Origin of the sequence: Streptomyces sp. NBC_00252, assembly GCF_036187565.1 — a bacterium.
Lineage (GTDB): Bacteria > Actinomycetota > Actinomycetes > Streptomycetales > Streptomycetaceae > Streptomyces.
The window spans coordinates 7,081,654-7,101,539 of sequence record NZ_CP108087.1 but is presented as its reverse complement, the minus strand read 5'-3'; the positions used below and the strand labels follow the sequence as shown (position 1 = coordinate 7,101,539).

19 protein-coding genes, 1 other RNA gene and 1 pseudogene are annotated in these 19,886 nt (G+C 71.3%); 5 read left to right on the top strand and 16 right to left on the bottom strand.

Annotation, left to right across the window (positions count from 1 at the left end; all coding sequences use genetic code 11):
• Positions 1 to 8: 8 nt before the first annotated feature.
• The 6 genes and pseudogenes from OHT77_RS31490 to OHT77_RS31465 all read right to left on the bottom strand — a co-directional run.
• Positions 9 to 641, bottom strand: coding sequence for a GTP-binding protein (locus OHT77_RS31490; protein ID WP_328831789.1), 633 nt, complete (start codon positions 639 to 641; stop codon positions 9 to 11).
• Entirely contained in the window at positions 622 to 996 is a 375-nt protein-coding gene (locus OHT77_RS31485; protein WP_328831788.1) for a DUF742 domain-containing protein, read from the bottom strand. The genes OHT77_RS31490 and OHT77_RS31485 overlap by 20 nt, the downstream gene beginning before the upstream one ends.
• Positions 993 to 1,430 (bottom strand): roadblock/LC7 domain-containing protein, encoded by a 438-nt coding sequence (locus OHT77_RS31480; protein WP_266768058.1) that lies wholly within the window; start codon positions 1,428 to 1,430, stop codon positions 993 to 995. The genes OHT77_RS31485 and OHT77_RS31480 overlap by 4 nt, the downstream gene beginning before the upstream one ends.
• A complete protein-coding gene (locus OHT77_RS31475; protein ID WP_328831787.1) occupies positions 1,427 to 4,264 on the bottom strand; it encodes a sensor histidine kinase in 2,838 nt (945 codons plus the stop codon). The genes OHT77_RS31480 and OHT77_RS31475 overlap by 4 nt, the downstream gene beginning before the upstream one ends.
• Positions 4,265 to 4,992: 728 nt before the next feature.
• Positions 4,993 to 6,756 carry a helix-turn-helix transcriptional regulator gene (locus tag OHT77_RS31470; RefSeq protein WP_328831786.1) on the bottom strand — a complete coding sequence of 588 codons (1,764 nt, stop codon included), beginning with the start codon at positions 6,754 to 6,756 and terminating at the stop codon, positions 4,993 to 4,995.
• A 432-nt stretch (positions 6,757 to 7,188) separates the two neighbouring features.
• Positions 7,189 to 7,326: pseudogene (locus OHT77_RS31465) on the bottom strand (aminoglycoside phosphotransferase family protein); the annotation flags it as partial.
• A gap of 214 nt (positions 7,327 to 7,540) precedes the next feature.
• Here OHT77_RS31465 and OHT77_RS31460 point away from each other — a divergent pair.
• Positions 7,541 to 8,182: a hypothetical protein gene (locus OHT77_RS31460; protein ID WP_328831785.1), complete on the top strand. Its 642-nt coding sequence runs from the start codon at positions 7,541 to 7,543 to the stop codon at positions 8,180 to 8,182.
• A 119-nt stretch (positions 8,183 to 8,301) separates the two neighbouring features.
• On the opposite strand, the gene OHT77_RS31455 is transcribed toward OHT77_RS31460, so the two are convergent.
• The 3 genes from OHT77_RS31455 to OHT77_RS31445 form a co-directional block, all read right to left on the bottom strand.
• The gene (locus OHT77_RS31455) at positions 8,302 to 8,556 is read right to left on the bottom strand and encodes a hypothetical protein (RefSeq protein ID WP_328831784.1); all 255 of its coding nucleotides are present in this window, start codon (positions 8,554 to 8,556) and stop codon (positions 8,302 to 8,304) included.
• Between the two features lie 399 nt (positions 8,557 to 8,955).
• Positions 8,956 to 9,780, bottom strand: a complete 825-nt coding sequence (locus OHT77_RS31450; protein ID WP_328834404.1) for a helix-turn-helix domain-containing protein — start codon at positions 9,778 to 9,780, stop codon at positions 8,956 to 8,958.
• A 121-nt stretch (positions 9,781 to 9,901) separates the two neighbouring features.
• Complete coding sequence (locus OHT77_RS31445) at positions 9,902 to 10,747, bottom strand: hypothetical protein (protein WP_328831783.1); 846 nt, start codon at positions 10,745 to 10,747, stop codon at positions 9,902 to 9,904.
• A 142-nt stretch (positions 10,748 to 10,889) separates the two neighbouring features.
• On the opposite strand from OHT77_RS31445, the gene OHT77_RS31440 reads away from it, so the two are divergent.
• The gene (locus OHT77_RS31440; protein ID WP_328831782.1) at positions 10,890 to 11,168 is read left to right on the top strand and encodes a hypothetical protein; all 279 of its coding nucleotides are present in this window, start codon (positions 10,890 to 10,892) and stop codon (positions 11,166 to 11,168) included.
• Positions 11,169 to 11,191: 23 nt separating this feature from the next.
• Here OHT77_RS31440 and OHT77_RS31435 read toward each other — a convergent pair whose 3' ends face one another.
• The 6 genes from OHT77_RS31435 to OHT77_RS31410 all read right to left on the bottom strand — a co-directional run bounded on the left by OHT77_RS31435 (position 11,192) and on the right by OHT77_RS31410 (position 15,409).
• Entirely contained in the window at positions 11,192 to 11,560 is a 369-nt protein-coding gene (locus tag OHT77_RS31435) for a hypothetical protein (protein WP_328831781.1), read from the bottom strand.
• Positions 11,561 to 11,633: 73 nt separating this feature from the next.
• A complete protein-coding gene (locus tag OHT77_RS31430) occupies positions 11,634 to 11,765 on the bottom strand; it encodes a hypothetical protein (protein ID WP_328831780.1) in 132 nt (43 codons plus the stop codon).
• A 610-nt stretch (positions 11,766 to 12,375) separates the two neighbouring features.
• Positions 12,376 to 12,780: RNase P RNA component class A (gene rnpB / locus OHT77_RS31425), an RNA gene on the bottom strand.
• An 86-nt stretch (positions 12,781 to 12,866) separates the two neighbouring features.
• The gene (locus OHT77_RS31420; protein WP_328831779.1) at positions 12,867 to 13,862 is read right to left on the bottom strand and encodes a DMT family transporter; all 996 of its coding nucleotides are present in this window, start codon (positions 13,860 to 13,862) and stop codon (positions 12,867 to 12,869) included.
• Positions 13,863 to 13,884: 22 nt separating this feature from the next.
• Complete coding sequence (locus OHT77_RS31415; RefSeq protein WP_328831778.1) at positions 13,885 to 14,712, bottom strand: helix-turn-helix domain-containing protein; 828 nt, start codon at positions 14,710 to 14,712, stop codon at positions 13,885 to 13,887.
• Between the two features lie 49 nt (positions 14,713 to 14,761).
• Positions 14,762 to 15,409, bottom strand: a complete 648-nt coding sequence (locus OHT77_RS31410; RefSeq protein WP_328831777.1) for a TetR/AcrR family transcriptional regulator — start codon at positions 15,407 to 15,409, stop codon at positions 14,762 to 14,764.
• A 46-nt stretch (positions 15,410 to 15,455) separates the two neighbouring features.
• Between OHT77_RS31410 and OHT77_RS31405 the strand changes: the two genes are divergently transcribed.
• Genes OHT77_RS31405 through OHT77_RS31395 form a run of 3 tightly spaced genes read left to right on the top strand, consistent with a single transcriptional unit; the run spans position 15,456 to position 18,442 of the window.
• Positions 15,456 to 17,015, top strand: a complete 1,560-nt coding sequence (locus tag OHT77_RS31405) for an FAD-dependent monooxygenase (protein ID WP_328831776.1) — start codon at positions 15,456 to 15,458, stop codon at positions 17,013 to 17,015.
• Positions 17,016 to 17,048: 33 nt separating this feature from the next.
• A complete protein-coding gene (locus OHT77_RS31400; protein ID WP_328831775.1) occupies positions 17,049 to 17,825 on the top strand; it encodes a MerR family transcriptional regulator in 777 nt (258 codons plus the stop codon).
• Positions 17,822 to 18,442, top strand: a complete 621-nt coding sequence (locus OHT77_RS31395; protein WP_328831774.1) for a hypothetical protein — start codon at positions 17,822 to 17,824, stop codon at positions 18,440 to 18,442. The genes OHT77_RS31400 and OHT77_RS31395 overlap by 4 nt, the downstream gene beginning before the upstream one ends.
• Here OHT77_RS31395 and OHT77_RS31390 read toward each other — a convergent pair.
• Positions 18,393 to 19,823, bottom strand: a complete 1,431-nt coding sequence (locus OHT77_RS31390; protein ID WP_328831773.1) for an RNB domain-containing ribonuclease — start codon at positions 19,821 to 19,823, stop codon at positions 18,393 to 18,395. The genes OHT77_RS31395 and OHT77_RS31390 overlap by 50 nt on opposite strands.
• Positions 19,824 to 19,886: the final 63 nt, after the last annotated feature.

Here is a 19,886-nt window from a genome sequence, read left to right as displayed (position 1 = left end):
CCGCGGGGCTAGACGGGCTGGCGGTCGTCCGACGCCTCCGCCGCCAGCCCCCGCATGACGTGTTCGAGCAGGGCGAGCAGCACCGACTTCACCGACTCCTTGTCGCGGGCGTCGCACAGCACGAGCGGGATGTCGGGGGCGAGGTCGAGTGCGGCGCGGATCTCCTCGGGGTCCTCGTCGCACCGGCCGTCGAAGCAGTTGACGCCGACGGCGAAGGGGATGCCGCGGTGCTCGAAGAAGTCGACGGACGGGAAGCAGCTCTCCAGCCGCCGGGTGTCCGCGAGGACGACCGCGCCGAGCGCGCCGCGCGACAGGTCGTCCCACATGAACCAGAACCGGTCCTGCCCCGGCGCCCCGAAGAGATAGACCACGAGGGCCGGACTGAGCGTGATCCGGCCGAAGTCCATGGCGACCGTCGTGGTGGTCTTGAGCTCCACCCCGGCGAGGCTGTCGACGCCGACGCTGGCCTCGGTGATGAGTTCCTCGGTCCGCAGCGGCGCGGTCTCGCTGATCGCGCCGACGAGGGTGGTCTTGCCGACACCGAACCCGCCCGCGACCAGGATCTTGGCCGTGGCGGCGTCGGGCGCGACGGCGGTGGCCCGGGTGCGGGCCGCGCGGCGGTCAGATTCTGCGAATGCCATCGATCACTGCCTGGAGGAAACGGGCGTCGGGGATACCGGCCGCGGTGGGCGGGGAGACGGAGACGAGGTCGTTGTCCAGCAGGTCATCGAGGAGGACCCGGATGACCGCGACGGGCAGATCGAGCCGGGCGGCGACCTCCACCAGCGCGGTCGGTGTACGGCAGAGCGCCAGCAGCCGGTTCTGCTCGGGCTGGAGCCGCTGGTCGCGGGTGGGCGGCCGGACGGTGCTGATCAGGGTGATCAGCTCGACGCCGGGGCGCACGGACGGGGTCCGGCCGCCGGTCACCGTGTAGGGGCGGACGAGCAGCGCGGGCTCTTCGTTCTCCCACGGGTCTTCCTCGGACCAATGTCTCATTCATGCTCACCCGCGAAGGGCGCTCCGCTGTATTCCGGGAACCGCGGGGGCGCGCTGAGGAACTGCCCCACCTGTCGTACGACCATGGTCATCTCGTAGCCGACGGTGCCGACGTCCACCTGCGCGGTCGCGAGCACGGCGAGCCGGGCGCCGCCGCCCGCGGTGGTGACGAAGAGGAAGAGCTCGTCCATCTCGATGACGGTCTGCTGCACCCGGCCGCCGCCGAAGTGCCGGCTGGTGCCCAGCGCGAGCGAGTGAACTCCCGAGGAAATGGCGGCGAGTTGCTCGGCGTCGTCCCGTGCGAGCCGTTCGGAGGCGCCGACGAGGAGACCGTCCTCGGACAGCACGATGGCGTGCAGGGTCTCCGGGATCCGCTCGATCAGGTTGTCCAGCAGCCAGGCCAGTCCGCCGTGCGTGGTGTTGGGCGCGGTCATGGGGTGTTCCTTGTCGGACGGGGACGGGTGGGCAACTGACGCCGGTCGGACGGAGCCGTGTTCCGGTCGGCTACGGGGGCTTCGTCTCGGGGCGACCCGGACCAGGAGGTCTTCTCCTGGGGTGACGCGGACCGGGGGACGTCTTGCCGCCGGGCGTTTCCCCGTGCCGCCGACGGCCAGGCGGGCATGGGCACTTCCTCCTGCGCGCGGGCCCGCCGCGTGCCGTCCCGCAGCGCGGCCAGCATCGACCGCGCCTGCTCGGGCCGCCGCTCGGTCTCCCGCGCCGCCCCGTACTCCCCGTCCGCGTCCCCCACCCGATCCCGCAACTGCGGCGCGAGATGAGCCTGCCGGACGCGCCGCGGGAGGTGACTGGAACCGGGGGCGGTGGGAGCGGCGGAGGCTGAGGGGTGGGTGTTCGAGGGAGAACCGGGGGTGGCGTAGGTGCCGGTGCCGGTGGGCTGGGAGGAGGTGGCGGCCTGAGCTGAAGGTGCTGGCCGGCCGGAAGTGGCGGGATGCGCGGGCGTGTTGGCTTGAGCCGAAGTGACCGGATGCGCGGGCGTGTTGGCCTGGGCCGAAGTGGCGGGCCGGGCAAGGGTGTTGGGCTGAGCCGAAGTGGCGGGCCGGGCAGGGGTGTTGGGCTGGGCGGCGGACGCGGTGCGCGTGCGGGTGCGCATCGGCATGCCTCCGGCCGTCACCCTGCCCCGCCCGAGTCCGGCGACCGGACCGGTGGGAGACCCCGCGACCGGACCGGTCGCCGCGCCCGGGATCGAGCCCCTGCCCGAGCCGATACGTGAGCCACCGCCCGAGCCGCTGCCCGCCCCCGACCCGGCATCCGTCCCCGAACCGGCCCACGCCCCGGAACCCGCCCCCGCCCCGGAACCCGATCCGGCCATCGCCCCCGTCGCCGCCCCGCTCGTGGCCGCCTCCGCGACCGACGCCAGATGCCGTTCCGCCCGGGCGTCCAGCGTCGGCGGTACCGCGTCGGCCGCCGGCTCGGTCAGGGCGTGCGGGAGGACTACGACGGCCAGCGAGCCGCCGTAGGACGAGGCCTGGAGGCTCGCGGTGACGCCGTGGCGCTGGGCGAGGTGGCCGACGGTGAAGAGGCCGAGGCGCGGGTCCTCGCCGAGGGTGGTGAAGCTGAAGTCCTTGGGGTGGTGCAGGAGTTCGTTGGCCGCCGCGTACTCGTCGGCCGACAGCCCGAGCCCCCGGTCCTCGACCTCCACGGCGTACCCCTGCGTCACCGGCAGGGCCCGTACCCGGACTTCGGTGTGCGGGGGCGAGAACGTCACGCCGTTCTCGATCAGTTCGGCCATGAGGTGGATCGTGTCGCCGACGGCGGGGCCCAACACCGCGATGGGCGGCAGGGGTTCGACCACGACCCGGGTGTACCCCTCGATCTCGGACACCGCGCTGCGCAGCAGATCCGCGAGCGGCACCGCCTGCTTCCAGCGCCGCCGGGGAGCCGCGCCCGACAGCACGGTCAGGCTCTCCGCGTTGCGGCGCATCCGGGTGGCGAGGTGGTCGACGCGGTAGAGATCGGAGAGGAGTTGGGGGTCCTGCTCCTTGCGTTCCATGGAGTCGATCACCGTGAGCTGCCGGTGCACGAGGAGCTGGATACGGCGCGACATGTTGTGGAAGACCAGCCGCGCCCCCTCCCGCAGCGCGGCCTGCTCCAGCGCGACGCTGACCGCGGTCCGCTGGGCGGTGTTGAAGGCGTCGGCGACCTTGCCCAACTCGTCGGTGCCGTAGTCGAGTTCGGGCAGGTCGTCGGCGTCGGCCCGTTTCCCCTCGGTGCGCAGCCGGGCGATCAGCTCCGGCAGGCGCTCCTCGGCGAGTTCGAGCGTCGCCGTACGCAGCCCGGACATGCGGCCGATGAGGGACCGGGTGATGCGCAAGGAGAGGACGGCCACGGCGAGGACGGCCACCAGCGCGAGGGCGCTGCCGAGCAGTGCCTTGACGAGCACCTGGTGGGTCCGGTGCGCGGAGTCCTGGGTGACCTTGCCCAGGAACTGGCCCTCGACGGCCTGCACCGCGCCGGACACGCGTCCCGGGGCGGCGGCGCGGGCGGCGGGGACAGCGGGCACGCCGATCGTGCCGTCGTGCGCGGCGGGCGCCGCGGCGACGGTCTTCTCGAAGGCGGTCATGGCGGCCCAGTCCTGACCGCCCATGGTCCTGCCCAGTTCGGCGCCCAGCGCGGCGGGCAGATACGGCTCGACCTCGTTCGTCAGCACGGAGACCCGGACGGCCTGGGCGGCGGCCAGCGCGGACCGCTCCTGGACGCTCAACTCCCTTGACCCGGCTACCCCGTTGAGGATCGCCTCCTCCTGCGAGAGCGCCTCCGCCCCGCGCAGGAACGCCAGGGCGTGACCGGCGTCGGCGGCGGTGGCCGCGTCGCCGCTGTCGGTGCTGAGCATCCCGAAGAGGTTGAGCGCCGAGGAGACGGCGTCGGAGTAGACGGTGTAGGCCTGCTGCCTGCTGGTCCTCCCGTCGTCGACCGCGGTCCGTTCGGCGGTCAGCGCGGTGAGCCGTTTCCGTACGGTGGCCAACTGAGCCTGGTACTGCGCCGATCCGGCGCCGCGGGAGGCGGCGTCCGCCTTCCGGAAACCGGCTAGCACGGCGTCCGTCCGGCGCCGCTGGGCCGCCAGGGCGGCGGGGCTGCCGTGCGAGGCCAACATGCTGACCGTCAGCTGCCGTTCCTTCTGGAACTCGCCGACCGCCGGCTGCAGGGCGTAGGTGGTCTTCGCCGCCTGGCCGACGTCGTTGGAGTCGTTCCACTGGTCGAAGAGCGCGTAGGAACCACTGACCCAGAGCAGCACCAGCGCTGTCGCGGGCACCACCGCGAGCGTGATGAGCGAGGTCCGGATACTGCGCCCCCGCCCGCCCTTCGCTCCCGCTTCGGCCGATGTCGCCGCTGCGGCTGCCGCGACCGGTGCGGCCGTACCCCGATGCCGGCTCACCTCGCCCACCGGCTTCCGACGGCACGGCAGAGAGGCGGAGTTGCGGTGAGGAACTGCGACACCGGCGCTTTCCTTTCCGGGGTGGCGCACGACGCGCCGAACCAGCCCGGCAGACACGTCAACACGCCTGCGATCACTGGGGAATTGACGGCGCGACACGCCAGGAACGCCAAGGACACCCTGCGGATTTCACGACGGGCGCCCGAGCCCCCCGCGCAGTTGGTTAGGTATGAAACCCAGCCATCCCACCCGGGTCAAGGGACCCCACAGACCCACCGGACACACGGGTTCAGACCACTCGGCTCACTATGCGCGTAGACGATCCGGAACCCCTCGCCCCCAACTCCGCGGCCACGAAGACGTTTTGGCTGACTACCCACGGTGAGGTGTGGGGCAGAGGGGGGTTCGGGGGGTGCCTGGGGCGGTGGGCGTGCGGTGTCGCGAGGTGACGGGCACCGAGGATCGTGTGACCTAGTTCACAGCATGAACACGGTCCACACACGTCAACTCCACGGATCTCCGGCGGCGTTGAGGGCGCCGTGGAGCACGCGTCTCCGAACGCCGTAGGGAACACGCCTGCCGGTGTCGTAGGGAACGCCTTGGACTCAAGCCCGCCCCGGCTCCCCCAACAACCCCTCGCACTGCCCCCCGAGCCACGTCATCCCGTACGACTCCGCTCCCCGGGACGCCTCCCGCAGCAACCGCACCGCGTTCGGTTCGCTCCCCGGGCCGCCCACACGGCGTACCGCGCGGGCCTGGGCCAGGCGGAGGCGGGCGAGTTCGGGCTGGGAGGAGCGGGCCGGGACCGCGGCGCGGCGGAAGTGTTCGAGGGCGGTCTCCGGTTCGCCCGCGGCCAGGGCGAGGACCCCGCAGGCGCGGGCGGTCGGGCCGAGAAGGACGGTGGGCCAGCCGCCGAGGGCGATCTGCTCGCCGTCGTGCGGCGCGAGGCGGGCGCGGAGCGTGGGCAGCACCGGTGCCAGTTCCGCGTCGAATCCGCCCTCTAGGTCCAGCGCCGCGCAGACCTCCGCCAACAGGACGAGCGCGGGGACGGCCCAGCCGGACGGCGGGAAGCGGTCCACGTCGGCGACGCAGCCGAGGAAGAGGTCCGCGCCCTCGGCGTGCTGCCCGGTCTCGCACAGGGCGAGGGCCAGTCCGGCCCGCCAGACCGGGAAGTAGGCGTGCCGCTCGACGTCGCCGGCCAGGTCGGAGGTGAACAGCTCGGCCAGCCTGCCCTGTTGTCTCAGCAGCCAGTAGGCCTGGCCCAGGCGTGTCTGGGTGAGGTTGTCCGCGGGCACCGCGTAGTCGGCGCGGAGGAGTTCGATGAACTTCAGCGACTCCACGAAGATCCACTCGGCGGCCGCGTCGAACCGGCCGTGCCAGAGGTCGAGGAGGGCGTCGAGGGTGTGCCGCTGCCAGCGGGCGAGGACGCTGTGGGTGTCGGCGGCGTGCTTGCGGTACTGGTTCGCGGTGGCGAGGGCGCTGAAGATCCGGCCGTTGCGCAACTGGTCGATGGCCACCGCCATCAGTGCCTCGCCCCGGAAGTACGGGGAGTCCTGCCGGGCCGCGGCCTCGCGCAGCCGCTCGGAGAGCGTCAACGAGTCGGGGGCCGGCATGAAGTCGTAGCGTGCCCACCGGCATTCGGTGAGGACCTCGCAGCGGACCTCGTCGTCACCGTCGTCGGGTAATCGGCGCAGGGTCTCCTCGGCGAGCCGGGCGCCCTCGGCCGGTCCCGCGAGCCCCGCCGCGGTGTCCTGGCTGACCGCCAGCGCCATCTTCTTCGCGAGATGCGCTTCGAGCCGCAGCCGCAGCCCCGCCGCCTCCGCGCTGCCGTCGCCGTCCAGCGCGGCAAGGCACCCTCTGATCGCCTGCAGCAGCTCGCGGTCGACCTGTCCCGGATCGGACCAGCGGCGCGCCATCCTGATCACGGCCTCGGCCTGCGCGTGCGGATCGCCCTCGGCGCCGCGATAGGCGGCCGTGTAGTGCCGTTCGGCCTCGCGCATCTCGCCGGCGGCGTGGCTGAGGTCACCGCGCCGCAGCAGCCGGCGGAACTCGACGTGGTCGTACCGCCCGTCCTTCTTCTCCGGCGACCTGACCGTCCCGGCGGCCCGCTCCCCCGCCCCGCCCCGGACCGCCTTCGGTACGGCGTCGGTGCCGGGCAGCGGTGCCAGTCCGACCAGTGCGCCCTTGGCGTCCAGCACCTCGTCGCACAGCTGGGCCAGTTCCAGGGACGCCCTGCGGCGCCCGTTCTCCACGCGGCTCAGGAAGCTGCGGCTGCAGTAGACCTTGCCGGCCAGCTCACTCAACGACATGCCGGCCGCGACGCGGCGCCGGCGTAACTCGGCGCCGAATCCGTCGTGCTCGATGACCATCCCCCCAACAACGCACCGCCCGAACGGTGTTGCCAAATACCCGCTGGCAACACCGGACCCCTCCGGACCGGCCCGCGGACCGGGGAAGCTGTCTGTGCCGGAGCCTACGGGCACGGGGGCGCGCCCCATGGGGGAACGGGCGCACTGATCATGCCTTCGGACGAACCCGAGGCGCGTGCTGCGGTCGATATGCCGGGGGCATTCGACCGCAGCACATCCGGCCCTGGTTCCACCCGAGCAGCGCCATCGACGAGCCGAAGGACGACGGGGGGATGGGGGGTCCACGGTCCGGGGCGCGCGGGGGGCGCTCCGGGCCTGCGATCCGAAGCCAGGGCCTCGGGAAAGTCGCGGCGCCAGGTCGGCCAGGGCGCGTCGGGCGTCCTTAGGCATCTCCCCAGGCCTTCTCGCGAGCCAGCCACCTATTGCCGGTCAGAGCAGACGCCGGTAGGGGTGGGCAGCGCGATCTTCGACCAGCGTCCCTCCTGCCGCCACGTAGCGGTCGGCGATGCACACGTGCAGCAGAGCCAAGGCCGTCGAGCAGTGGGCCATGTCCAGGTTCACCGGTGCCCATAGAGATCAGACAGCGTGCCCCTGCCGTCCACGCCGGACAACGGACGCCGCTTGAGAGAAACAACTGGTTCCACCTGTCCGTAGTATCTCTACGACAAGGCAGTGTGCGGCAGCTACAACGGCTGCATCGCCAGCACAGCACAGAGGCAGCGTTGCACCGGCTCGAAGCCAGGAAACCTCGACCACTGCCGCACACCGAGGAAAGGCCAGCACCATGTCCGAGAGCGCAGTTGTCGCCACGGGACTGACATCTCAGTACATCGCCCAGGTGGCCGGAGACCTCGAAAGCAATTTCAAGGAGCAGGAACGTATCGGCGCGGAAATCGCCGCCCTGCAGGAACAGCTGACTGCCCTGCAGCAGGACCACAGTGTGCTGGTCAACATCCAGCAGGCCCTCGGCGTCACGCACGAACCTGACGGGCCGTCGGCCGCGGCTGAGAGCGCCGCAGTACCCTCGCCGCAGCAGAAGACCGAGGCTGCGTCTCCCGGCAAGCGAAGGGCGCGCAAGACCACAGCCGTGCGGGAAACGACGGCCAAGAAGCCGGCCGCCCACAAGCCCACGCACACGACCGGTACGGCGAAGGCGCGGCCCACCCTGGTGGAACTCATCCGCCGCCACCTCGCCGAGCAGAACGAGCCGCGCTCTGCCGCGGAAATCTCCACCGCCCTGAGCCAGGCCCACCCCGAGCGCGGAATCAAGACCAAGGTCGTCCGCGTCACCACCGAGGGCCTCGTGGCCAAGAGCCAGGCCCAGCGCACCAAGCAGGGCGCCTCCGTCTTCTACACCGCCCCCGCCGCACCGGAGCCGACAACCGCACCCCCGGCCGAGAAGAAGCCCGACGACACCGGCCGCTGAAACCACAGGGCGGCAACGACAGACCACCAGACACCACGGCCTGGATCAACACGTCCGGGAAGTACTGGCCGTCGCCCGCGCCCTTCCGCGGCAGAGAGTCCGACATCGGCAAAGCTGTGTCAGGGCATGCCCAGCCTGGTCAACTCCGTCGTGCAGAGACCTGTCCGTGACGCCGTGAGCGCAGTGCGCGGCGGCAAGGGTGCTGGGCCATTGCAGACGGCGGTGTGCAGCTTCGTCTCGAGCGGGTCCTTCGCGTTGTTGACCCCGGAGCTCTTCTTGTGACCGGGCAGGGGGCTCGCCCACAAGGTGCGGTGATCGTTCGGGTCACCGCCCAGCTTCAGGCTGATCAGGTGGTCGTACGCCGCATCGCCCATGCGGCCGGTGAACCCGTAAGAAGCGGCCTTCAGCCTCTTCTCCCTGCCGGTGACGGATATGGAGGATGTGTCGGGGTGACCGCCGGAGACATCCCGCCAGGCGTGCGCTTCGGGTCCTTCTGCGGCTCGCCCTTGAAATACGGGTAGTGGCAGGTGCCCGCAGCCGGCTGCTGCTGCACCGTGTACATCCTCTGCGGCCCCGCCCCCACCCCGATCGCCCGCCCGGCCTCACCTGCGCCCTACGGACCCGCCGAAGGAGTCCCGCGCCCTCACGGCTCGAGCCATCCAGCGCCGTGGGAGAGCAGTCCGCGAGCGTCATCCCCCGCAACTACCTCGCACTTCTTGACCTCGCGGCCGTTCCCTGTTGTTCTTCGTCCGCCTCGCCACGTGGGTCACGGTCTAACGAAGGTGCACATGCTCGCGCAGCAGGTCCCGGCTCCCGTCCGGTCCCAGGCTCTCCTGCTGAAGTTCTTTCAGCGCCCGCTCATACCGGGCGACGTCTTCGCGTCTGTCCAGGTAGAGCGCGCTGGTGAGCTGCTCGACGTAGACGACGTCCGGAAGGTCGAATTCCAGGAAACTGAGGATGGTGAAGGCGCCGCTCTCCCCGGCATGGCCGCCGAAGCTGAACGGCATGATCTGCAAAAGGACGTTGGGGTTCTCGGAGAGCTCGATCAGGTGCCGGAGCTGGCCGCGCATGACGTCACGGCCGCCGTACGCGCGGTGCAGGACAGCTTCGTCCAGGACGATGTGGAGGGAGGGAGCGTTTGCCGACAGCAGGATCTTCTGGCGTTCCATGCGCAGTGCCACATGCCGGTCGATGTCGGTGGCGCTCACGCCTTTCATGCTGCGGCTGATGACAGCACGGGCGTATGCCTCGGTCTGCAACAGCCCGTGTACGAAATGCACTTCGAACGTCCGGACCAGCGAAGCGGCGCTCTCCAGGCCGACATAGGTGGCGAACCAGTTGGGCAGTACGTCGGAGTAACGGTGCCACCAGCCGGCCAGATTGGCGTCGCGGGCGAGATCGACGAGCGCGCCACGCGCGGCGTTGTCCGTGATGCCGTACAGCGTCAGCAGGTCTTCCACATCACGGATCTTGAAGCTCACCCGGCCCATTTCCATCCGGCTGATCCTCGACTCGGACGCGCGAATCACATAGCCCGCCGCATCCCGTGTGATTCCACGGGCCTCCCGCAGCCTTCGCAATTGGGAGCCCAGCAGCATGCGCTGCGCCACCGAGCCGGTCACACGGGCCTGGTCACGAGTAGTACGTGCGCGCAGTCGCTGGGCGCCCGGGCTACCGAGCGAGGAACCTTCCAGCAGAGCGTCGAAGTCCTGACCCTGGTCAGTCATGCTGTCCACCGCCCTGGTGCCTCTGCTCCTTCTTCCTCCATCTGTACAGCAGCCCCTCGATGACGCGGACCGACTTCTCGTCGAGCATCTGCTGGATCTCTTCCTGCGTGTAGTCGTCCAGCGTCAGTGCCACAACGGTCCGTGTCCGCGGGTCGGTGATGTTCTCCAGCTCTTCGCGAACCCACATTTTTCCCAGGACCTCGTCGGCGGTGCTGCGTGGGCCGGCCGGGTTCTCGTACATCGTTTGCTGCCCTTGCAGTGCCCGGCGCTGTCGTTCTGCGGCGGCTCGGTGTCTGCGGAACTCGTTGGGGAAGCGGTAGATGCAAGCGCCCATGAAGTACGTGGTGATGCTGGCGCCGCCCTCGAAGGTCCAGCCGCCTTCGACGAGGGCTGTCTGCCGGAAACGGGGTAAGGCGCGGGCGACGGTCATGGTTGCCAGTTCTTCCCGCACCTCGCTCTGTGTGGCCAGTTCCTCCAGGTCGAGCTCATGAGGCTGGAGACCGAAGCCACGTTGGGCAACGAGTTGGAAGATGAATCCGGAGTGCATCCATCCGCGCAGCACCGAGATGCCGTAGCGGACCAGTTCCTCCACGAAGAGGTCGTAGCGCGATCCCTGGAAGCCGTCCTGGGCAAGCAGGAGGAGGATCTGTCGGTCTTTCAGCCTTCGGTCGACGCTCTGCTGCAGTCGCCGGGCCTGTCGTCCGTGCCTGGCGCTCATCCGGCGCAAGTCGTCTTGGGACACTGGCGCATCCAGATCGCCGCTCTCAAGCCGGCCCGAAGGTTGTAAGTCCCGGGCGTTCGCGGCAGCGGACTGGCCGCCCGCGACGTCGCCCTGCATTCCCTCTCCCCTTCGGTTGTCTCCTGCCAACCCTCACGGTGTGTGGGGTCGCCTACGTCGCCCCCTTCTATGTGGCCCGTTCCGCCGCACCCCACGGATATTTTCAAGATTTTCTCCGGGCCGTAAGACATGAAAGAACTCCGTGGGATACCGGGCCGAAGGGCACGTACGAGCGGGCATCTGCCGCATCAACGACCCGGAGAAGAACGTGAGTCCAGCCCGCACCACCCGACCGGGGCCGCCCGAGCCCCACCCGTTCATGACCCTGCACACCGCCGTCGTGCTCCTGACCGCGGTCGTCATCGGTCTGGTGGTCGGAGGCCTGTCCTTCCTCAGCGGCACGCCCCTGGCCGGTGCAGTCCTCGCAGGCCTGCTCAGTGCCGGCGGCAGCGTCCCGGTGCTCCACCACCTCATCCGGTGACACCAAGGCGCTCGCGACACGCCCTAGTGTCCCGGCGGGACTGCCGTGAAACGCCGGTTCCGCTCCTGCCTGCTCAGACAGCCGGATTGCTCGGACCAGGTGCACACCCAGACCCGGACGCGGGCGTGCTCGTCGTTCGTGGGCTCGCTGTACAGGCCCTCGGGCTGATTGGCCTGCCGGACATGCGGTTTCAGCGTGTCCTTGATCGATCGGACGACGAGACGGAAGTCCCATGTGGTTTCGACGCCTGCGAAGCGTGGTTCGTTCAGGACAGCCTGCCTGTAGTCGTCGACTTGGTTGGCCTGCTCGCGGTCTGTATCGACGGAAGGGGCTTTGAGTGCGATGACGAGGTGCCGTACGCGGTCGTGTTCGTGGCTTTCGGCGGTGAGCATGAGGTCGACTCGCCTGACCCCGCCGTCGACAGCCCGACGGGCCCGTCGGCTGGTCTGCTGGTCTGCTGGTCTGCTAGAGGAGACCGTGCAGGTGACTGACGTCGTCTCCGCTCAGGCTCAGCACCTTCTCCGGGATCTGGACCATCTCGTCGGGGTAGTGCCGGGGCGCTCCGGTGCGGGTGCCGGCTGCGTGTCGATGCGCCACGTCGTGTGCTGGCGGATTCCGCCTCGATGGTGGTGTGCATCATGCGGCGGTCCACGGCACGGGCCGTACTCGTCCAGCGCGTGGAGTTGCCCAGGGCGAACACCCGCCGACGGCCACGGTCGACTTTCCCGTGCGGCGGCCGCTTCAGCCGGCTGGTCGTGCCGCCCACTCGCTTGTCTGAGTTGCCAACCTGCTTGAACGCGGTGCGCGCCGCCTCCGGGGTGATGCCATCACCGTCGTCGCTGATGCTGATCTTGTCTACGCTTCTGCGAGAGTTGCCGCGCCAGGTCGTCACGATGAAATTGGATACCTACGCGCACCCACCGGTGGCTGTGCAGGGCGTGAAGGTGAGGACGTTCGGTCGCCTCTTCGGCCCTGAGCAGGCGGCGTAGCGGACCCGGCCCCCGGGCCGGGTGATCCCCGGTTTGGGGACTTGACCCCATCCGCCCCTGCTGCGCAGGACTCATTGACGCAACAAGGCAAACCATCGCCGCGCGAAGGGCGAGTTGGACCCGTGGAACGGCCAACACGCCTGATTCGAACCCGATTCGACCCCGGAGGCACCGGGAAGAGGGCACACCCCCTCCGACCTGGGCCGGAGGGGTGCGACAGGACGAGCCGGGCCGTACGCCGGGTTCTGTTTCCGGGAGGACCTCACGATCCCCCCGGCGACGGCCATCCATCTAGGACCGGTGTTGCCACCGGCCTCGTGCGGTCTACCCGGGAACTCGGGCGGGCAGCCCTCGAACGTTCCCGCAGGAGCGCCGAAGCGCTCCCTTTTGACCTTGCTCCGGGTGGGGTTTACCTAGCTGCCCAGGTCACCCTGGGCACTGGTGGTCTCTTACACCACCGTTTCACCCTTACCGGAGACCGAAGTCTCCGGCGGTCTGTTTTCTGTGGCACTGTCCCGCGGGTCACCCCGGGTGGCCGTTAGCCATCACCCTGCCCTGTGGAGCCCGGACGTTCCTCGGGAAGTCCCCCTAGGGGCACTCCACGCGACCGTCCGCCCGGCTCGTCTGCCGTGTCGACCATGCTACCGGGCGGGCACAGGCCCCTCGACCGTCACCTGATCCCGCCCCCCTCCCCCCTTGCTGCCCCGCCTCAGCCCTCCGCACCCCGGCAACCCTGCCCAGCCCCAACCGATCCCCCCGTCTCACCCGGCTCCGCCACCCCCAGCGCACCCGCCTCAGTCACCGGCACCGGCACCGCCACCGCCGCCACCCGCTCCCCCCTCCGAACCCCCGCTCCCGCCGTCGCCAGCACCGACCCCGCCAGGATCAGCGTGAAGGCCACCCCGATGCCGACCGTCAGGTCCTCGCACAGGAACAGCGCGCCCGCCGCCACGGCCACCGCCGGATTGACATACGTGATCACCGTCGAGCGGGTCGGGCCGACCTCCTTGATCAGCTCCAGGAAGGCCACGAACGCCACCGCCGTGCAGATCACGCCCAGGCCGGCGAGGGACGCCAGGACGTGGGCGGAGGGGACCGAGGAGGGCCAGGTCACCGCTGCCGCGGGGGCGTAGACGAGCGCCGCCAACGCCAGGCAGGGCGCCGTCAGTTGGAGGGTCGGGACGTCCTTCAGGTAGCGGGCCGCGATCAGCGGGGCCGTCGCGTAGCCGAGCACCGTCAGCAGTACCTCCGCCAGCGAGCGCGCGTCGCCGCCCGTCAGGTGCGGGACGGTGAGGACGGTGACCCCGCCCAGGCCCAGGGTCAGGCCGGCCACCCGACGTACGCCCAGCCGTTCCGTGTCGCCGAAGAAGCGCGCCATCAGCACGCCGACGATCGGCACGCCCGCGATGAGCAGTCCCGCCGTAGAACTGGACAGGTGCCGTTCCGCGTCGGTGAGCGTGAACCACGGGCCGATGATCTCGATGCACGCGAAGGCCAGCATCGGGCGCCAGTGCGCGCGGACCGTGCGGGTCAGGCCGCCCTGTCCTAGCGCGAAGGGCAGGAGGAGTACGGCGCCCAGGGCGCAGCGCGTGAAGACGACCATGGACGGGGAGAGGGGGGCGTCCACCGCCACCTTGATCATCAGGTAGGGGATGCCCCAGACCACTCCCATCAGGGAGAACAGGAACCAGCCGCGTGCAGTCATACGGCGAGGATGCGCCGCCCGCTCACCGGGAGTCTTGAACGCTGTTGCGGTAGGCCGCCGGCGTCACCCCCAGCACCCGCCGGAACCACCGCGTCAGATGCGCCTGGTCCGCGAAGCCCACCTGCGCGGCCACCTCGGCGGGCCGCCCGCCCGCGTCCAGGAGTCCGCGGGCCCGGTTCACCCGGTACTGGGCGAGCCAGGCGTACGGCGGTATCCCCATCGTCGTGCGGAAGGCGCGCAGGAGCTGGTAGCGGGAGAGGCCGAAGTCCGCGGCCAGGGAGGAGAGGGAGGGCGGGGTCAGCAGCTCGTCCGCCAGGCGGTCCCTCACCGCGTGGGCGACCCGGGCCGCGCCCGGGATCTCGTCCGGTGCCGGGCCGGACGTGGAGTGGCGGCGGGCGAGTGCCGTCAGCAGCCACGGGAGGCGGGACTCGGCCTCCAACGGGTCGGGGCAGGCGCTGAGTTCGGTGTGCGCGAGGCGCAGGGCCAGGGCGAGTTCGGCGTCGTCGAGGAGGGGTTCACGGAAGTGCGGGAGGCCGCCGAGGGTGCCGTCGGTCAGGAGGGCCGGGTCGGCGTAGAGGGCGCGGTAGGCGTAGCCGTCGGTGGCGCTGCCCGGGCCGCCGGTGTGCATCTCGCCGGGGGCGAGGACGACGATGGAGCCCGGGCCTGTGCGGATGTGGCCGCCTCGGTAGTCGATGAGTTCGGAGCCGCCGACGCAGACGCCGATCGTGAACTCCTCGTGGGCGTGCGGGGCGTAGACATGGCGGTCGAACCGGGCGGTCAGCAGGTCGAGCGGCGGGCCGCAGCGGCCCAGTCTCGCCCTCGTCCACAGTGCCTGTTCACGTGCGCTCACCGGCCGCACCCCCTCTCCTCCACAGGGTGCAACGCCCGGGGGCCGGATGTCATGCCGGGCCGAGCGCCCGTTCCAACGCGTCGAAGGCCGCGCACAGCCGTGCCCGATGGTCTTCTACGAGTCCTTCCGCGGCCTCTCCCGCGAAGACGCGGCGCGCGGTGGTGACGTAGACCGTGCGGTACGCGGCGACGGTCAGGGCCGCGGCCAGGGCGGGGTCGGGGGTGTCCGGGGCGGTCTCGGTGAGGGCGGCGGCCAGTGCGTTCTCCATCTCCTCCAGGGCCTCGCGGCCGCGGGCGCGCAGGGCGGGCGAGTCGGCGACGACCTCCCAGAAGTCGGGGAATCCGCTGTCGGGGCCGCCCAACGGGTGCCGCTGGGCGAGGAGTTCGAGGGCGAGGCGGCGGAGCGCGGCGAGCGGGGTCTCGCCGGGGGCACGGTCGCGTACCGCCGCGCTGAATACCTCGACCGCCTCGGGAATGCGGTCGAGGAACAGGTCCTCCTTGCGCGGGAAGTAGTTGAAGACGGTCATCGTCGACACCTCGGCGGCGCGCGCGACCTCCGCCACCGACACCTGGTCGAAGCCGCGCTCCCGGAACAGCGCGGAGGCGACGTTCGAGATCCGCTGCCGCGTCGCCCGCTTCTTGCGCTCTCTCAGCGGCAGCTCGGCCGCGTCCTTGCTCTCTCTCACTCGCTCGCTCACGAGAACAGTGTAGCCAACATAATTTTTTAGTGACTACACTTACGGCATGAACACTGACACGGACTACGACGTCGTCATCGCCGGAGCCGGGCCCATCGGGCTGCTGCTCGCCTGTGAGCTGCGGCTCGGCGGGGCCCGCGTGCTGGTCGCGGAGCGGCTGGCCGGGGTGGACGAGACCATCAAGGCGGGCGGGATCAACACCCTCACCGCCGTCTCCCTCTACCGGCGGGGGCTGCTGCCCGCGCTCACCGAGGTGCAGACCGAGACGGCGAACAGCATGAAGGAGTTCCTGCGGGCCCAGAGCCGTGAGGGCGCCGCCCCGCCGCCGAAGTCCGCCGGGCACTTCGCCGGGATCACCCTGCGGGCCGATCTCCTCGACACGTCCGACCCGGCCTTCGCCGAGGTCGGCCCGCCCGGCGAGGTCGGCCGGTTCGTCCCGCAGGCCCCGCTGGAGCGGCTGCTCGGCCGGCGCGCGGACGAACTCGGCGTCGAGGTGCGCAGGCAGGTCGAGCTGGCCGGCTTCGACGCCGACGACGACGACGTGACCGTCCATCTCGCTCCTACGGACGGCTCGGCACCGCAGGCCGTTCGCGCGGGCTGGCTGGTCGGCTGCGACGGCGGGCGCAGCCGCGTGCGCAAGCTCGCCGGCATCCCGTTCCCGGGCACCGCACCGGAGATCACCGGCTACCAGGCGCTCGCCGACCTGACCGGCACCGAGGGGCTGAAGCACGGCTGGAACGCCACCGCCACCGGGATGTACACCTACGGCCCGATGCCGGGACGGATGGTCTCCATCGAGTTCGACGGGCCGCCCGCCGACCGTCAATCCCCGGTCACCACCGAGGAGTTGCAGGCCAGCGTGCGCCGGGTGACCGGCGTCGACGTCACCGTGCACGCCCTGCGCACGGCGACCCGGTTCACCGACAACTGCCGTCAGGCGGACACCTATCGCGCGGGCCGGGTGCTGCTCGCGGGCGACGCGGCGCATGTCCACTCGCCGTTCGGCGGACAGGGTCTCAACCTCGGCGTCGGCGACGCGATGAACCTCGGCTGGAAGCTCGCCCTGGTCGTCAGCGGGCGGGCGCCCGTCGGACTCCTCGACACCTACACCGCCGAACGGCATCCGATCGGCGCCTGGGTGCTCGACTGGACCCGCTCCCAGATCGCGGTGATGCGCCCCGACGCGCACGCCCGTGCCCTGCGCGGGGTGATCTCCGACCTCGCGAACACGTCCGACGGCACGACGTACTTCGTCAAGCGGATCTCCGGCGCCTGGCAGCGCTACGACCTCCCCGGCGACCACCCCCTGACCGGCCGCAGCGCCCCCGACCTCGAACTCGCCGACGGCACCCGCCTGGGCGACCACCTCCACACCGGCCGCGCCCTGCTCCTCGACCTCACCGACGACCCGAAGCTCCGCGCCCGCGCGGCCGGTTACGAGGGTCTGGTGGACGTCCTGACCACCACCTGCGCCCACCACCCGGAACTCGCAGGGCTGTTGGTCCGCCCGGACGGGATCACCGCGTGGGCGGCGGACACGGACGGCACCGAGGACGACCCCTCGGACGCGCTGCACCTGTGGTTCGGCGCGCCGGCCAGCGCTTGACCCTGCCGTAACGTCAGCGTCTGTACTGGTCCCATGCGGATCGGAGAACTCGCCGCGACCGTCGGCGTCACCACGCGGACCGTCCGGCACTACCACCACCTGGGCCTGCTGCCGGAACCCGAGCGACTCGGCAACGGCTATCGCGACTACGGCCTGCGCCATGCCGTCGTCCTCGCCCGGATCCGGCGGCTCACCGAGCTGGGCCTCGGCCTGCCCGAGGTGCGGGACGTGCTCGCGGACGACGCGGGCCGGGACCTCGTCGAGGTGCTCACCGAACTCGACGAGGACCTCGCCCGGCAGGAGTCCGCGATCCGCGAGCGCCGGGCCCGGCTGCGCACCCTGCTGGACGCGGGCGAGCTGACCGGCGAAGCACCCCACTCCCCCGAACTCACCGCGCTGTTCGCGGAGTTGACCCATGTCTCGGCCCCCGCTCCGGACTCACCGATGGCCGCCAAGGACCGCCAGATGCTCGCCCTGCTCGACACCGTGGCGGCCCCGGAGGAGCGGGCGCGGATCATGGACGTGATGGGCAGTGCCCTCGCGACACCGGACGCGGTGGTCCGGGCGCACGAGGCGTACGCGCTGCTCGACGCCCTCGCCGACCCCGAGCACCCCGTCGACCCGGCCGACCCGCGGGTGGACGCGGCGGCCCGCGCCCTCGCCGCCTGCATCCCCGCCGCGCTGCTCGCCGAGGCGGAACCCGTCGACCACAACACCGGCTTCCTGCGCGCTTTCTACGCGGACTTCGCCCCGGCCCAGGCCGCGGCGATCCGCCGGGCGCTGCGGATCGCCACCCGGGGGCGGCCGTGAGAACCGCGGGCGCACTCCTGCGGCACGAGCTGCGGCTGCTGGCGAGCCTGGCGCTGTGGCTCACCCGGGCCCAACTGACCGACGGCGGGCGGGCGTTCGGGTATGCGCGGGGGCAGGGGGCGATGACGGCCGGGCTGGTGTTCGTGTGCGTCATCGAGTCGCTGTGCATGTCCGTACTGCTGCGGGACTGGCCGCGGACCCACCATGTGGTGCTCGCCCTGGACGTCTACACCGTCGTGTTCCTGCTCGGCCTGCACGCCGCGACCGTGGTCCGCCCGCACGTCCTGGAACCGGACGCGCTCCGCGTCCGCCGGGGCGCCCAGGTCGACCTGCGCATACCGCTGGCCCAAGTGGCGTCCGTAGGGCGGGAGTTGCGCATGACCCACACCCCGGCCGCGGGTGAACTCGCCCTCCCCGTGGGCTCGCAGACCACCATCACCCTCCAACTGTCCGAGCCCGTCACGCACTTCACGTTCCTCGGCCGACAGCGGGAGGTGAGCACCGTGCGCTTCCACGCGGACGACGCCGACGCCCTCGTCACGACCCTTCGGCCGCTGGTGGAGGAGGTCAGGCGGGCGCGAACCGTACCTTCGACGTCCCCGGGTCCGCCTGGGTGAGACGGACGCGCAGCCGTTCGCCCAGGGGCAGCGGAGTCGTGCCGCCCTCGAGCCGGGCGACCACGGCCGGGGTGTCCAACTGGACCTTTCCCACGGTGGGTTGGCGTTCCTCGACGTCCACCACGTAGCCGTCGAAGAGGTCGCCGACGCGGTCCTTCAGGAGGGCCGCCTCGACGATGTCGAGGCACTCGCGCTCGACGGTGCCCGCGAGGCGGTTGCCGTCGGCCATCTGCTTGGGGAGCGCGTCGAGTCCGGCGAGGACCCAGGCGGGTGGCGCGCCGGGAGCGAGGCAGAGTTCGGCGGCGTAGCGGTCGACCAGCCGCCGTAGGGGCGCCGTGCAGTGGGTGTAGGGGGCGGCGACCGCCGCGTGGGTGGTGACGGGCGGGAGGTTGCCGTCGCGGAAGACCGTGTAGCCGGCGCCGCGCAGCAGGGTCGTGCACTCCTGGAGGAAGGCCGCGTGGTGCGGGAGGTGCGGGTCGAGGGAGCGGATGAGTTCGGCGTACGACATGTGGTGCGGCCAGTCGATGTGCAGCGCGTGCACGGTGCGGTGGAGGCGGCCCACCGCACCGTCCGGGGCCGTGGGGAGGGTGCGCAGGACACCGGTGCCGTGCGCGAGCATCAGATCGGCGGCGGCCATGCCGGTGAGGAGGGAGATCTGCGCGTTCCAGCCGTCGGCGGGGAGCGGGGCCCGGTAGCCGAGTTCGTAGGTGTGGTCGCGCTCGACGATCTCCTGCTCGGGCACGTTGAGCGAGATGCCGCCGCGCTCGACCTCCAGGCGTTCGCGCGCCTCGCCGATGTCCTTGAGCAGCGCGAGGGGTTCCTCGGCGGTGCCGGTGTCGATCCGCCGCTGCACGGTCGCGTAGTCGAGCTTGGCCCGGCTGCGGACCAGCGCCCGTCGGACGTCGACGGCGACCGTACGGCCGTCCGCGTCCAGGTCGAGCGTCCACAGCACCGCGGGCCGCGTCACGTCCGGCAGCAGACTCGCGGCGCCCTCGCTCAGCAGCGGCGGGTGCAGCGGGGTCTTCTCGTCGGGGAAGTAGAGGGTGGTGACCCGCCGGTGGGCCTCCGCGTCCAGCGCGCCGCCCGGGACCACGAAGGCGGCGACGTCCGCGATGGCGTACCGGACCCGGAAACCGCTCCCCCTACGGGACAGGTGCATCGCCTGGTCCAGGTCCATCGACGTGGGCGGGTCGACGGTGAAGAAGGGGATGCCGGTGGCGTCCTCGGCGGCCGGCGGCGGGGCCTTGGCGGCGGCTTCCGCCTCCGCGAGCACCTCCGGCGGGAAGCTCTCGGGCACGCCCAGTTCGGTACGGAGCGCGGTGAGGGCGGCGCGGAGCGGGGCTTCGGGGGTGCCGGTCACCCGGATACGGCGGCTGGGCATGACACGAGCGTAGGCACAATCCGCCCGCCCGCACCCTTTACGCTGGCGCAGGCCCCCCACGTA

Excerpts from the sequence above, each read along its gene's own strand:
- OHT77_RS31445 (WP_328831783.1), bottom strand. The coding sequence starts at position 10,747 with ATGCAGGGCGACGTCGCGGGCGGCCAGTCCGCTGCCGCGAACGCCCGG.
- OHT77_RS31435 (WP_328831781.1), bottom strand. The coding sequence starts at position 11,560 with ATGCTCACCGCCGAAAGCCACGAACACGACCGCGTACGGCACCTCGTC.
- OHT77_RS31420 (WP_328831779.1), bottom strand. The coding sequence starts at position 13,862 with ATGACTGCACGCGGCTGGTTCCTGTTCTCCCTGATGGGAGTGGTCTGG.
- OHT77_RS31470 (WP_328831786.1), bottom strand. The coding sequence starts at position 6,756 with ATGGTCATCGAGCACGACGGATTCGGCGCCGAGTTACGCCGGCGCCGC.
- OHT77_RS31390 (WP_328831773.1), bottom strand. The coding sequence starts at position 19,823 with ATGCCCAGCCGCCGTATCCGGGTGACCGGCACCCCCGAAGCCCCGCTC.
- OHT77_RS31460 (WP_328831785.1), top strand. The coding sequence starts at position 7,541 with ATGTCCGAGAGCGCAGTTGTCGCCACGGGACTGACATCTCAGTACATC.
- OHT77_RS31490 (WP_328831789.1), bottom strand. The coding sequence starts at position 641 with ATGGCATTCGCAGAATCTGACCGCCGCGCGGCCCGCACCCGGGCCACC.
- OHT77_RS31400 (WP_328831775.1), top strand. The coding sequence starts at position 17,049 with ATGCGGATCGGAGAACTCGCCGCGACCGTCGGCGTCACCACGCGGACC.
- OHT77_RS31455 (WP_328831784.1), bottom strand. The coding sequence starts at position 8,556 with ATGGGCGATGCGGCGTACGACCACCTGATCAGCCTGAAGCTGGGCGGT.
- OHT77_RS31480 (WP_266768058.1), bottom strand. The coding sequence starts at position 1,430 with ATGACCGCGCCCAACACCACGCACGGCGGACTGGCCTGGCTGCTGGAC.
- OHT77_RS31485 (WP_328831788.1), bottom strand. The coding sequence starts at position 996 with ATGAGACATTGGTCCGAGGAAGACCCGTGGGAGAACGAAGAGCCCGCG.
- OHT77_RS31405 (WP_328831776.1), top strand. The coding sequence starts at position 15,456 with ATGAACACTGACACGGACTACGACGTCGTCATCGCCGGAGCCGGGCCC.
- OHT77_RS31450 (WP_328834404.1), bottom strand. The coding sequence starts at position 9,780 with ATGCTGCTGGGCTCCCAATTGCGAAGGCTGCGGGAGGCCCGTGGAATC.